Consider the following 12,215-nt stretch of genomic DNA (forward strand, 5'->3'; position numbering starts at 1 on the left):
TTATTAGGCTGAGGGTGCGAACTTGTTTCGGCAGAGTCAGCGAAATCAACAAAACACATCACATTATGGTCATATAATTTTAACTAATTCGCATTGCGCAGTGATATTGAGCTTAGTGCTCTCCTTGCCTCACCGCGCTTTGCTCTGCGCCGCCACCACGCGCCCCCGCTGCTGCTCGCGGTAGAAGACGTAAAGGCCCGAGGCGAGGATGATCGCCGTGCCCGTCCAGGTCAGCGCGTCGGGGAAGTCGTCGAAGATCAGGAAGCCCAGCACCGTCGCGCTGATGATCTCGAGATACTGGAACGGCGCCAGGATGCTGGCCTCCGTGCGGCGGAAGGCGCCCACGATCATCATGTGCCCGACGACCGAGATTCCGCCCAGGCCGAGCAGGGGCAGCCAGAGCGAGAGATCCAGGGCGCCCCAGCCGGCCAGCGCGCCGCCGAGGCCACTCTCCGCCCCGACCAGAAGAACCAGTCCCAGGAACAGGGCGGCGAAGGCGCCGCTGTAGAACTGCAGCTGCAGGCCGCCCGTGCGGGCGCTCATGGAGCGGATCACGGTCCACATGGCCGCGTAACTGACCGCCGAGAGCAGGGGAAAGACCGCCACGATCCCGAACGCCATCCAGTTCGGCCGGATCACGATCAGGGCCCCCGCCAGTCCGACGGCGACGGCGCTATAGCGCCGGATGCCCACCTGCTCGCCCAGGAACAGGGCGGAAAAGACGGTCAGGATCAAGGGCTGCACGAAGAAGATCGCGATCGCGTTGGCCAGCGGCATGTGCACCAGCGCTGCGAACAGCAGCCCGACCGCCGCCCCCATCAGCACCCCGGCGATGGCCAGGCCCGGCAGAGCACGGAGCGCGACCCGGAAGGCCATTCCGCGGGTAAGGAGCAGCAGAATCCCCGCGAGCAGCAGACTCTGTATGAAGAATCTCAGGAAGGCCACCTGGAACGGCGAGAGGTCCGGCGTGAGGGATTTGGCAATGGCGTCGATCCCCGGCACCAGCAGCATGGCCCCGGCCATCAGCGCCATGCCCCGCCCCGGATCGTTTGCGCGTGTGGTGTGCTTTGGGTCCGCGGTCATGGCTGGGAATGGTTTTCCTTGCAGGAGCCGTCGGAACAAAGGCATGGCATTCCGAATCAACAGGGCGCAACACCGAGGGCAAGCCTTCAACACGCGGCTTGCGAGCCGCCTGACTTGACGCCAACCACTGTGGATTAGCCATGGAGGATCAGCCGCTGCCTTTCAAGTGCGATATTGCCTATCGCAGCTGCTGATCCTGGCAGGCGCCAGCAGGTCCGTGATCGAGTCCCAAGGGACCCGCCTCCAGCGCCTCACGCGACGTCTTTCCTCTGCGTGGTCTCTACCGAACCAGAGCCGGCCTGCCGCTGCCGGAAAGGGAGGGACATCAGGGCTTTCAAGAGGGCCTGAGACGTGACCGGCTTCTCCAGCACTCTGTCCGCTCCCAGCCGCAAGGCGATATCGAACGCATCGTAGCCACAGCGCTTGCAGCTTGCAGAGAGCGCAACAACCGGCACTCCTGGGAGCTGTGCCCGAACTTCTCGGATCACTTCCAAACCATCCCTGTCCGGCAGGAAGACAGACGTAACAACCAGACTGGGAGCAGTGTGACGCAAAAGCTCCAGCGCCGCTCGGCCGTTGGAGGCCTGCACGACCTCATAGCCTGCGCGACTGAGCGACCATGCCAGGTTCTTGCGGAAGTTTTCGTCTGCCTCTGCCAGAAGAATCCTGTTCATTTTCGTTGCTCCGTTCCTTGTTCCGGTCTGTGCGATTCTTGCCTGAGCACGGCCGTAACCAGGCTGTCTTGATCGGAGCCCAACAATTCCGTGCTGCAGGGAACAGCATCCTCGTTACTTAAACGGCGCACCCAATAAAGCCGCTCGTCTTCAAGGCCGCTGCGAAAGCAGAGGGTCTCGTTCCCGATCCTGTGCGGAACCTTGGGGCGGTCCAGCTTTGCCGCCAAAACACGTGCCATGGCGGCTGTGGGCGCACGCACAATGACTCGATCCCAGATTGCGCGTCCCTGCCAGCGCGGGTCTGCCGGTCCCGCCACAGGATATATCATCCACATGGGCATTCTCCCTTTCCCTCCATGCGTAGAGGGGGAGTAGGCTCAGATATAATCACGTATAATACGTACATCTTTTTGCAAGCTTTTCTCAAGGCATGCGACAAACCGCCCTGTGAAGCCCGACAGTCAATAGGATGATGCATTGCTCTTGAACGGGTCGAGTGAGCCACACAGAGTATCGAGAAGGCTCCGATCACACTTGGACGCAATGGATGCACCCCTGAATGGATGCACCCCTAAAGCTGTTCCTCTGCGGGGATGTCATGACGGGCCGGGGAGTCGACCAGATCCTGCCCCATCCCACAGACCCGACCCTCCATGAGGATTTCGTCCGTTCAGCCCACGGCTATGTGGACTTGGCCGAGCAGCGCTCAGGTCCCATCCCGCGACCGGCCCCGTTCGACTATATCTGGGGCGATGCCCTGGCGGCGCTGACGGACAGGGCGCCGGCCCTTCGCATCGCGAACCTTGAGACCGCCCTCACCGCCCGGGGCCACCCCGAGCCGAAGGGCATCAACTACCGCATGCACCCGGAGAACGCCACGTGCCTGAGCGCGGCCGGCCTCGATTGCTGTGTCCTTGCCAACAACCATGTTCTCGATTGGGGAGCTCAGGGTCTTGGCGACACGCTGGCGACCCTGAAGGGGCTCGGCATTGCCTGCTGCGGTGCCGGCGCCAATGAAGGGGCGGCCGCAGCGCCCGCCATCCTCTCAGCAGGTCAAGACCGGCGCATCCTGGTCTTCTCCTATGCCTGCCCGTCCTCCGGTGTTCCCCGCCACTGGGCCGCGGGCCCCGAGCGCGCGGGTGTCAACCTTCTGGCGAGCCTGCAGCGCGCGCAGGTGGATCGTGTTGCGTCCTGGATCGCGCGATGGCGCCAGCCTGGCGATAGCGTTGTCCTCTCGCTGCACTGGGGCCCGAACTGGGGGCATGACATACCGGCCGCGCATCGCGAATTTGCCTGCGAGTTGATCGAGCGCGGTGCAGCGGACCTGGTGCACGGGCATTCCAGCCACCATCCGCTGGGACTGGAATGTCATGAGGGCAAGCTGATCCTCTATGGCTGCGGCGATTTCATCAACGACTATGAAGGCATAGGCGGCCACACGGACTATCGCCCGGAGCTGGTGCTGGGCTATCTGGCCGAGCTCGACCCGACCCATCGCCGTCTCGAAACTCTGGAGATGCTGCCTTTTCGAACCAGGCGGTTCCGCCTGCAGCACGCAACGGGGGAAGAAGCCTCCTGGCTTGCAGGGACCCTAAACCGCAATTTGCCTGTACAGGACCAACGCGTCCTGCTGAGCGAAGAGAACAGCCTCAGACTTTCTTTCTAGCCCGCTCCGGCCACGACAGGCCGGACAGATGCACTGGCTAAACCGCGTGAGCCACCAGGTAGTCGTCCAGTTGCCGGCGCATCTCGGCCTTGCGCTCAGGCGGAACGAAGCTGGCCTCGATGCCGTTGCGGGCCAGGGTGACGATATCCTCGCGGCTGAGCCCCAGCGCCTCCGTCACGGCCAGATAGTTCTCGTTCACATAGCCGTCGAAATAGGACGGATCGTCCGAGTTCATGGTCGCCTTCAGGCCGCGATCCAGCATGATCTTCAGAGGATGCTCCTTAAGGTCATCGACGACGCAGAGCTTGTAGTTGCTCAAGGGACAGACGGTCAGCGCCATGCCGGACTCCGCCAGCCGGTCCACCAGCGCATTGTCCTCCAGCGCACGATTGCCGTGGTCGATGCGGTCGACCTGCAGCAGGTCCAGGGCTTCGTGGACATACTCGGGCGGCCCCTCCTCGCCGGCATGAGCCACGGCGACCCGGAAGCCCTGCTTGCGCGCTTCGGCGAAGACCTGCTGGAACTTCGCGGGCGGATTGCCCATCTCCCCGCTGTCCAGCCCCACGCCCAGGATCCTGTCCCTGTAGGGCAGGCTCTGACGCAGGGTTTCGAAGGCGGCCTCCTCGTCCAGGTGGCGCAGGAAGCACATGATCAGGTGCGAGGTGATCCCCAGGCGCTGTTCGGCCTCGTCCTGCGCACGGGTGATCCCGCGGATCACGGTCTCGAAGGGCACGCCACGATCGGTATGGGCCTGCGGGTCGAAGAAGATCTCGGCATGCACCACGTTCTGGGCGGCGGCCCTCTCCAGGTAGGCAAGGGTCAGCGCATGGAAATCGGCTTCGCTCCACAACACGCTCATGCCGGCATAGTACAGGTCCAGGAAGTCCTGCAGATTCTCGAAACGCGCCCCGCGCCGGAAGGCAGTCTCGATTCCGGCCACGTCGGCATAGGGCAACGCCACAGCGTTGCGCTGGGCCAGATCGAACATCATCCGGGGCTCCAGGCTGCCCTCGATGTGCAGGTGCAGCTCCACCTTCGGCATGCCCTCGATGAAATCGTCCAACACACTCATGCTTGCCCCCTTTCCCGTAAGAGGCGGAAGATAGAACAGGCCCCTCGCGCCCCTCAATGGGAAATCCCTCCCGCCTCCTGCGAAGAAACCCTCTTGCGCCGCCCTACGCCACGCGGCAAGACTGCGCCCTCAGAGGACGCAACCAGGAACGACAGGGAAGGATCCCGCGTGAGCGAAACGGACACCCCAGAGAAGAAACCGGTCACCGAGATCGTCGGGCGCTTTGCCACACGCAAGGAATTTGCGAAGGCCGTGGAAGAACTGCAGGAGGCCGGCTTCGAGCATGCCGACCTTTCGGTGCTGGATTCGCACCAATCCATAGACACGGCCCTGGAGAACGAGGAGACACCCTGGCATGAGCGGCTGTCCAGCCTGGTGGGCGAGGCCAAGTATGTCGGGCCGCTGACTGCCGCCGGCTTCATCGCCGTGGCCACGGGACCGCTCGGCGCGGCCATCGCCACGGCCGTGGGGGCGGGTGTCGCCGGCATGGCGGCAAAGGAATTCCTCGAACAGGTGGAAGCCACGCCGCGCACCGAGGAGTTCGCCCGGGCCCTGGAACAGGGCGCTGTGCTGCTCTGGGTCTACGCCGAGACGCCGGAGCGCCAGAAGACGGCGAAGGAAATCCTGACCGCCCACGGCGCCCAGGACGTGCATCGCCACGTGCGCAACTGACTTGCCCTCGAGAAACGACAGGGAAACGACAGGCAGATGACCGTCATTCTCACGGGCTGCGCCGGCTTCATCGGCAACGCGGTGGCGCTGGACCTTATGGACCGGGGGTACCAGGTCCTGGGTATCGACAACCTGAACGACTACTACGCGCCGCAGCTGAAGCAGGACCGGCTCGCCCGCCTGGATGGGCGCAGCGGCTTCACCTTTCTCCAGGCCGATATTTCCGACCGCGACGCCATCCTGGCCCTGCTGGACAGTCATCCGGGCACCCGCTGGCTCGTCCACCTGGCCGCTCAGGCCGGCGTGCGTTATTCGCTGCAGAACCCCTATGCCTATGCCCAGTCGAACCTGATGGGCCAGGTGGTCATGCAGGAACTGGCGCGCCACCTGCCGAAGCTGGAACACTTCGTCTACGCCAGCTCCTCCTCGGTCTACGGCCTGGACGCCGAGCTGCCCTTCTCGGAGGAGCAGGCTGCCGACCGTCCGGTCTCGCTCTATGCCGCCACCAAGCGCGCCGACGAGATGATGGCGCACAGCTATGCCCATCTCTATCGCATACCCTGCACGGGCCTGCGCTTCTTCACGGTCTATGGCCCTTGGGGCCGGCCCGACATGGCGCCCTGGCTGTTCACCGACGCCATCTTGCGCGGCCAGCCCATCAAGCTGTTCAACAACGGTCAGGCCCGGCGGGATTTCACCTACATCGACGACATCGTGGCCGGCGTGAGCGCCGCCATGACGCGCCCGCCGGCCGACGGCGGCGCCAAGGCGCCGCCCCATGCCCTCTACAACCTGGGCAACAACCGGCCCACCGAGCTGATGGACTTCATCGCCGAGATCGAGCGCATCACCGGCCGCAAGGCCACGCTGGATCCCCAGCCGGCCCAGCCCGGCGACATGGAGGCCACCTTCGCCGACATCGAGCGCGCCCGCCGCGACCTGGGCTTCGCCCCGCGTACCGACCTGTCCCGGGGCCTGGAGCACCACATTGCCTGGTTCCGGGACTATTACGGGCTTTAGGCATTTTTGTTCAGGATTTGTCCTTTGATTAAAGAACAGTCAGCCGTCTAAAGATAGCCTTCGCTCCGTTCCACAAGGCCCCATCGCAGTTAGGCCAACACACTGACGCTCGTACAAATCCCAAACAACTTACTGATTTTAAATATATAATATAAAAGCCTCGCTCAGAACCTACTCAGCCCTGTGAATACTTGCCATGCGTTCAAGGGAAATATACAGTGCAGTCTCGTCAGATTGTTGACAATACTACAATACATTGAACTGGATAGGGGTTAGCTATGGTTCCGTCTGGACTTCTAAGAGGCGCTGCCTTTGCCTTGGCAGCCATTTTTATGATGGCCACGTCAGCAGTGGCTCAAACTTCTACTTGGGATCAGATACAGGAACGCGAAACACTTCGGGTCGGTGTCACCCAGGCCCCACCCTGGTATTACAAGGAACCGGGAAGTGATGAGTGGACCGGCCTCGGTCCTTCCATGGGGCGCGCAATGGCTGAAGAACTGGATGTGGAATTTGAGCCTGTCGAGGTTACCTGGGGCTCAGCCGTATCGGCTCTGCAATCTGGCAAGATCGACCTGATGTTCGTTCTCGATGCGACGCCTGCGCGCGCAATGGCAGTCGATTTTCCTTCACGCCCCCTGCTTTATTATGCCCTCGCCGTACTGATCGAGGAGGACATGGAGGTCTCGACCTGGGAGGACTTGAACACTCCAGATACGAAGATCGCCGTTCCCCAGGGAACAACAATGGATCGCTATATAAGCGAGCGCCTTACCGAAGCTGAAATTCAACGCTTCCCCTCGAATGGAGAAGCTGTTGCGGCCTTCCAATCCCGGCGTGTGAACGCTGTCTCGTTGTTTCATCCACCGTTGATTTCCATGCGGAAGGAAACCGGGCGCGGCCAAATCGTGCTTCCTGAGCCGATACGCCAATCCGCATCTTCGGTTGGCGTCCGACGCGAAGAAGATAAGAGGTTTCGTGATTGGGTGAACATCGCGATCGCTTACTACTACGAGACCGGCCAAACGCAGGAGTGGTACGAAGAGTTTCTGGAATCCTTCGGCGTTGATCCGGAGACGGTTCCAGCTATTCGTCGCGAAGACTGGTAATAGGCCAACACCTGGGTGATCCACGTCACCCAGGTGTTCTCCTTCGCATCAGCGCATCTTGAGAATTCTGAAGGACCCCCATTGATTTACGAGTGGGATTTCGGCGTCATCCTCCAGGATTTCGACCTGTTGATGCTGGGCTTGGTGAATACACTCAAGATCACGGGCCTGGCATTGATCTTTGGGGTGCCCCTAGGGCTTTTTCTGGCGTTATTGCGACTGTCCAGCACAGCGCTCCTGCGTTGGCCTGCCAGCTTCATCATCGAGTTCCTGCGCACGACACCACCCATCGCACAGCTGTTCTGGTTCTATTTCGCCCTGCCCATGATGGTCGGCGTTGAGATAAATCCATTCAGTGCTTCCGTGCTGACTTTCTCGTTACAGTCCTCAGCATTCTTTGCAGAAGTCTTCCGTGGGGGGATCGTTTCTATCAGCTCGGGCCAATGGGAAGCCGCCAAAGCGATTGGCATGAGTCGCAACCAGTCTCTGCGAAGGATCATCCTGCCTCAGGCTGTTAAGAGAATGATTCCTGCTTTTCTGGAACGCGCAATTGAATTGATGAAAACCACAACGCTGGTCGGCACCATTTCATATGCAGACTTGCTATATCAGGCCAATAATATTGCTCAAGAGAGCTATCGACCGCTTGAGGTATTCACAATCGCGGCAGCTATTTACTTTGTTATCATCTTCATCTGTTCATTGGCAGTACGCAGGCTAGAACGTCGTTTAGGACGTTCTGGTGAAACGACGGTGCATTGAGGCATAAACATGGAATATGCTTGGGATTTCTCCGCCGTATTCACACACCGAGGCCTCCTTCTCCTGGGACTTCAGAATACGCTCAAACTGGCTGCCGTTTGCCTTACGCTGGGACTATTCTTCGGTCTCTTCATAGGAATGGCACGGTATTCGAGGCTCAAGATCTTGAATTGGCCCGCAACGGCGTTCGTCGAGGTGTTTCGCAACACGCCGGTGCTGGTGCAGATCATGTGGTTCTATTTTGCCCTGCCTATTCTGTTACCCTTTGACATCGGTGCATTTACCGCCGCCTCACTTGGCTTAACGCTGAACACCGTCGCTTTCTCCTCGGAAATTTACCGCGCGGGGATTCAGTCAATCTCCCGCGGACAGTGGGAAGCCGCGAAGGCATTGGGGATGAGCTACGGTGCACAGATGCGCCGGATTATCCTTCCCCAGGCTGTACGTCGAATGCTTCCGGCCTTCATGAATCGAGCCGTTGAACTCGTAAAGATGACGTCCCTAGCATCCGTGATCGCTTACGGTGAACTCATGCATCAAGCCAAGACTATTTCAACAATCGAATTCAATCCGATCGAGATGTACACGGCGGTCGCACTGATCTTCTTTGTGCTTATCGCACCACCTGCACTGCTGGTACAGCAGTATGAAAAGCGCCTCAGGAAGAGCGAGTAGGAAAATGTCAGATGAAGTCCTTCGTTTGGAGCAGCTGTGTAAATCCTTCGGAAACCTGGAAGTACTTAAGAACATCGACCTGGAGGTCCGAAGAGGGGAAACGATCGTGCTGCTTGGCGCCTCAGGGTCAGGTAAATCGACTTTATTACGCTGCGTAAACTTTCTGGAAATACCAACTTCAGGCCGTATCATATTGCAAGGTGAAGTTGTTGGCCGCCAATCGAAGGGCAGGACCGTTTATTCAGAGCAAGACCTGACCCAAATCCGAAAACGGGTCGGTATGGTGTTTCAGCATTTCAACCTCTTTCCGCACATGACTGTTGCGCAGAACGTGATGGAAGGCCCCCGCACTGTACTAGGACTAAGTCGTACCGAATGTCGGCAACGGGCGACTAAGCATCTCGACAAGGTCGGATTGGGATGGAAGGCGGATGCCTACCCAGCACATCTCTCGGGCGGACAACAACAGCGGGTTGCGATCGCGCGAGCTCTCGCGATGGAACCCGAAGTCATGCTTTTCGATGAGGTTACTTCAGCGTTGGACCCAGAGCTTGTCGGGGAAGTTCTCGAGACGATGAAGGAACTCGCCGATGAAGGCATGACAATGATGATTGTCACACACGAACTGGGCTTTGCCTACACTGTAGCGGATCGGGTTCTTTTTCTGTCCGAGGGACGGATTCTTGAGGAAGGAACGCCTACCGACGTTCTGACCAATCCCCAAGAGACTGCGACACAAAGTTTTCTCCGCAGCCACAGCAGATTCCGCATTCCTGAATCGACGCTTTAATAGAGGTTGATCTTAATAATGGATTCCCCTGAACGACATAGCCATTCCACCCATGCCTCAGAGGAGGATATTCGCAATCGCGATATCTTTATTTACATCAATGGTGAACTTGTTCCGCGAGAAGAAGCTAAGGTCTCCGTTTATGATTCGGGTTTCATGCTGGGAGACGGCATGTGGGAAGGCATGCGACTCTATAATGGTCGATGGGCCTTCTTCGACGAGCACATGGATAGGCTCTTTGAGAGCTGCAAGGCAGTTGACCTCAATATCGGCATGACCCGAAACGATATTCGGGAGGCCCTGGACCATACGGCCAAGGCCAATGGAATGCACACCGACGTGCATTGCCGTCTCATGATAACCAGGGGGGTGAAGGTTCGACCTTTTCAGCATCCGTCGCTATCCCAAAGTGGGCCGACGGTCGTCATGATCCTGGAACACTCCAAGCCTGTAGACAGTTTGCAAAAGCGTGGTATCCGGCTTGCTACGGTCCCCCAGGTCCGTGGACTGCCTATGTCACAGGATGCGAAATATAACAGTCATTCCAAGCTCAATTGCGTGATTGGATGCTTGCAAGCTGAGCAGGCGGGGGCAGACGAAGGCCTTATGCTTGACCCTCATGGTTTTGTTAACACCACCAATGCCTGCAACTTCTTTATCGTCCGTAAAGGGGAGGTCTGGACCTCCACAGGCGACTACTGCATGAACGGGGTTACTAGGCAAAACATCATAAACTTATGCCGGGATAATGGAATTCCTGTTTACGAAAAGAACTTCTCGCTGGTCGAGGCATACGGTGCCGACGAAGCTTTCTTGACAGGGACCTTTGGAGCTCAGACGCCAGTTTCCGAAATAGACGGGAAACCAATTGGTGAGAATGGTGGCCGTGGTCCAGTGCTGGAGAAGCTGCAAAAGCTTTACGCAGATCTCGTAGCGCGTAACACACGTTGAACCTCTGGTAGCTTCATGAAACTGGAACCTTTAACTGATGATACGCGACGCGGACAGATTGTCCGTCGATTGCGCGAGTTGATCGTTAGTGGACAAGTATCAGCTGGCGAACGCCTGACTGAGTCGGAACTTTCACTTCAGCTTGGGGCAAGCCGTGGGCCGTTACGTGAAGCAATACGTGAACTCGTAAGCAGCGGATTGCTCGTTAGTATTCCCTATAAGGGTTTGTTCGTGCGAAGTGTGAGCAGGAAGGATCTCGAGGAACTCTATTCACTGCGTACCGCCCTTGAACAGCTTGCCTTCCGACATTGCTGGGAGCGTCGAACTCCCGCTGCGCTCGAAGATCTGCGCTGGCGTAATGAGAATCTTGTAGCGGCAGTGGATGCAGGAACAGAACCACATAAAGCAATTGAATTGGAATTGATCCTGCACAGTTGGTGCTATGAGTTAAGTGAACACGATTTACTGAATCAAGCATGGCAAAGAATTCTACCGAACTTACAGTTCTATTTCATGCTGCATCAACGAGCTCACCAGAGACCAGGGCCTTTTCGCGATGCTCATGAGGCTTATGTGGAATATGCATGTGGCGATAATCTAGACCTCATGCTTGAGCATCTTCAGTATCACATGCGCCAAGGATTAGAGCGGACACTGAGCTTTATCGATTCCATTGAAGAATATGAGCACATAACGTAAAATTATACTTGATAGATTACTTAACTACTACCAACTTTATTTAATTCAATTTTAAATAATGGCAAAACCTTTACCCGGAATTTTCAAGCTGATTTGAGCGAATACGAAACTGTGATGGTCGAACGCCCGTCATTCTTTTGAAGGTGTTCGAGAACGCGAACGGATTCTCATAGCCCACTTCGTGGGCAATCAGGTCTACGCTGTCGTTGGTGGTTACAAGCCTGTGCGCTGCATGCTGGATACGAAGGTGAGTTACCTGCTGCATGGGCGTTCTGCCAAAGGCCTTGCGGCAACTCCGTCTCAGGTGCTCTGCGCTGATACCGGCAATCTCCGCAAGATCTTCAAGCCGCCATGGCTCGTCCAATGCGTCCAGAACCGCATTGAAGACCGCTACGATACGCTCATCCCGCCTCCAGGGATCAGCCAATCGAGCAATGTATCTCTCCATGAGATCAACCCACAGACTACAACTGCCCATGTCCTGGGTGCCATAGGTCACCTCATTGTAAAGGCCCAGAATGGCATGCCGCAAAGGCCTTGCATCAAATGGCGCAAGCACCGGAGCCATAGCGTCTGCGACCGACCTCAGTGACGAGGACATGTACCGGACCCAACAATACTGCCAGCGTGTTGAGGGAATGGCATGAAAGGCATGCAGCGCATGGGCCGGCGCAAAGGATGTCATGCCGGCTCGTACCATACGCCACCGTCCATCCAGCAGCATACGTCCCTGTCCCCCTACGGTCCCATGTACATAGGCCCCTGAAAGATCTGTCCTCACGATTCTATAGGGGATCGCCGCATCTCCAACGCCGACATGGGAGATGTGTTTCTGAGCAAGTGCCTGGCAGTCGCTCGCTTGCACAATCCATTGCCGCGTATCCTCACCAACAATGTGTGTTTCGAGTAGGTTCCCGTGTTGCGTGGACATGGCAACGGCCCCATTCCTTTCGTACCCTAATGACCATGAAAGACGATCTGGCTTCCAATTATCAACGGTAAATAGTGCTTATCGCCGATTATGGAACAGATGCGACAGAAG

At 57.9% G+C, this 12,215-nt stretch carries 13 protein-coding genes; 9 read left to right on the plus strand and 4 right to left on the minus strand.

The annotated features are described in order from the left end of the window. Positions 1-129 precede the first annotated feature (129 nt). A complete protein-coding gene (locus tag ACFOW6_RS04140; RefSeq protein ID WP_382421075.1) occupies positions 130-1,083 on the minus strand; it encodes a DMT family transporter in 954 nt (317 codons plus the stop codon). Between the two features lie 251 nt (positions 1,084-1,334). After that, a complete protein-coding gene (locus ACFOW6_RS04145; RefSeq protein ID WP_382421076.1) occupies positions 1,335-1,757 on the minus strand; it encodes a response regulator transcription factor in 423 nt (140 codons plus the stop codon). 559 nt (positions 1,758-2,316) lie between these two features. On the opposite strand from ACFOW6_RS04145, the gene ACFOW6_RS04150 reads away from it, so the two are divergent. Further along, positions 2,317-3,423, plus strand: a complete 1,107-nt coding sequence (locus tag ACFOW6_RS04150; protein ID WP_382421077.1) for a CapA family protein — start codon at positions 2,317-2,319, stop codon at positions 3,421-3,423. A 37-nt stretch (positions 3,424-3,460) separates the two neighbouring features. On the opposite strand, the gene ACFOW6_RS04155 is transcribed toward ACFOW6_RS04150, so the two are convergent. After that, the gene (locus tag ACFOW6_RS04155; protein WP_382421078.1) at positions 3,461-4,495 is read right to left on the minus strand and encodes an adenosine deaminase; all 1,035 of its coding nucleotides are present in this window, start codon (positions 4,493-4,495) and stop codon (positions 3,461-3,463) included. A 168-nt stretch (positions 4,496-4,663) separates the two neighbouring features. Between ACFOW6_RS04155 and ACFOW6_RS04160 the strand changes: the two genes are divergently transcribed. From ACFOW6_RS04160 to ACFOW6_RS04195, 8 genes are all read left to right on the plus strand, one after another. Further along, positions 4,664-5,167 (plus strand): hypothetical protein, encoded by a 504-nt coding sequence (locus tag ACFOW6_RS04160; protein ID WP_382421079.1) that lies wholly within the window; start codon positions 4,664-4,666, stop codon positions 5,165-5,167. 36 nt (positions 5,168-5,203) lie between these two features. Then, the gene (locus tag ACFOW6_RS04165; protein WP_382421080.1) at positions 5,204-6,187 is read left to right on the plus strand and encodes an NAD-dependent epimerase/dehydratase family protein; all 984 of its coding nucleotides are present in this window, start codon (positions 5,204-5,206) and stop codon (positions 6,185-6,187) included. A gap of 317 nt (positions 6,188-6,504) precedes the next feature. Continuing rightward, positions 6,505-7,296, plus strand: a complete 792-nt coding sequence (locus ACFOW6_RS04170) for a transporter substrate-binding domain-containing protein (protein WP_382421081.1) — start codon at positions 6,505-6,507, stop codon at positions 7,294-7,296. A 15-nt stretch (positions 7,297-7,311) separates the two neighbouring features. Then, positions 7,312-8,058, plus strand: coding sequence for an amino acid ABC transporter permease (locus ACFOW6_RS04175; RefSeq protein WP_382421082.1), 747 nt, complete (start codon positions 7,312-7,314; stop codon positions 8,056-8,058). A 9-nt stretch (positions 8,059-8,067) separates the two neighbouring features. Next, positions 8,068-8,733 carry an amino acid ABC transporter permease gene (locus tag ACFOW6_RS04180; RefSeq protein WP_382421083.1) on the plus strand — a complete coding sequence of 222 codons (666 nt, stop codon included), beginning with the start codon at positions 8,068-8,070 and terminating at the stop codon, positions 8,731-8,733. Positions 8,734-8,737: 4 nt separating this feature from the next. Continuing rightward, positions 8,738-9,523 carry an amino acid ABC transporter ATP-binding protein gene (locus ACFOW6_RS04185; protein ID WP_382421084.1) on the plus strand — a complete coding sequence of 262 codons (786 nt, stop codon included), beginning with the start codon at positions 8,738-8,740 and terminating at the stop codon, positions 9,521-9,523. Between the two features lie 18 nt (positions 9,524-9,541). Further along, positions 9,542-10,474 (plus strand): D-amino acid aminotransferase, encoded by a 933-nt coding sequence (locus ACFOW6_RS04190; protein ID WP_382421085.1) that lies wholly within the window; start codon positions 9,542-9,544, stop codon positions 10,472-10,474. Positions 10,475-10,489: 15 nt separating this feature from the next. Beyond that, on the plus strand, positions 10,490-11,173 hold the full coding sequence (locus tag ACFOW6_RS04195; protein WP_382421086.1) for a GntR family transcriptional regulator: 684 nt from the start codon (positions 10,490-10,492) through the stop codon (positions 11,171-11,173). A gap of 70 nt (positions 11,174-11,243) precedes the next feature. Here ACFOW6_RS04195 and ACFOW6_RS04200 read toward each other — a convergent pair whose 3' ends face one another. Next, positions 11,244-12,104: a helix-turn-helix transcriptional regulator gene (locus tag ACFOW6_RS04200; RefSeq protein ID WP_382421087.1), complete on the minus strand. Its 861-nt coding sequence runs from the start codon at positions 12,102-12,104 to the stop codon at positions 11,244-11,246. Positions 12,105-12,215: the final 111 nt, after the last annotated feature.

Origin of the sequence: Fodinicurvata halophila (assembly GCF_042651425.1) — a bacterium.
Taxonomy (GTDB): domain Bacteria; phylum Pseudomonadota; class Alphaproteobacteria; order Kiloniellales; family DSM-21159; genus Fodinicurvata; species Fodinicurvata halophila.

What these genes read in the sequence shown, in the direction of transcription:
- ACFOW6_RS04140 (WP_382421075.1), bottom strand. Translation starts at nt 1,083, where the DNA reads ATGACCGCGGACCCAAAGCACACCACACGCGCAAACGATCCGGGGCGG.
- ACFOW6_RS04145 (WP_382421076.1), bottom strand. Translation starts at nt 1,757, where the DNA reads ATGAACAGGATTCTTCTGGCAGAGGCAGACGAAAACTTCCGCAAGAAC.
- ACFOW6_RS04150 (WP_382421077.1), top strand. Translation starts at nt 2,317, where the DNA reads ATGGATGCACCCCTAAAGCTGTTCCTCTGCGGGGATGTCATGACGGGC.
- ACFOW6_RS04155 (WP_382421078.1), bottom strand. Translation starts at nt 4,495, where the DNA reads ATGAGTGTGTTGGACGATTTCATCGAGGGCATGCCGAAGGTGGAGCTG.
- ACFOW6_RS04165 (WP_382421080.1), top strand. Translation starts at nt 5,204, where the DNA reads ATGACCGTCATTCTCACGGGCTGCGCCGGCTTCATCGGCAACGCGGTG.
- ACFOW6_RS04180 (WP_382421083.1), top strand. Translation starts at nt 8,068, where the DNA reads ATGGAATATGCTTGGGATTTCTCCGCCGTATTCACACACCGAGGCCTC.
- ACFOW6_RS04185 (WP_382421084.1), top strand. Translation starts at nt 8,738, where the DNA reads ATGTCAGATGAAGTCCTTCGTTTGGAGCAGCTGTGTAAATCCTTCGGA.
- ACFOW6_RS04190 (WP_382421085.1), top strand. Translation starts at nt 9,542, where the DNA reads ATGGATTCCCCTGAACGACATAGCCATTCCACCCATGCCTCAGAGGAG.
- ACFOW6_RS04195 (WP_382421086.1), top strand. Translation starts at nt 10,490, where the DNA reads ATGAAACTGGAACCTTTAACTGATGATACGCGACGCGGACAGATTGTC.
- ACFOW6_RS04200 (WP_382421087.1), bottom strand. Translation starts at nt 12,104, where the DNA reads ATGTCCACGCAACACGGGAACCTACTCGAAACACACATTGTTGGTGAG.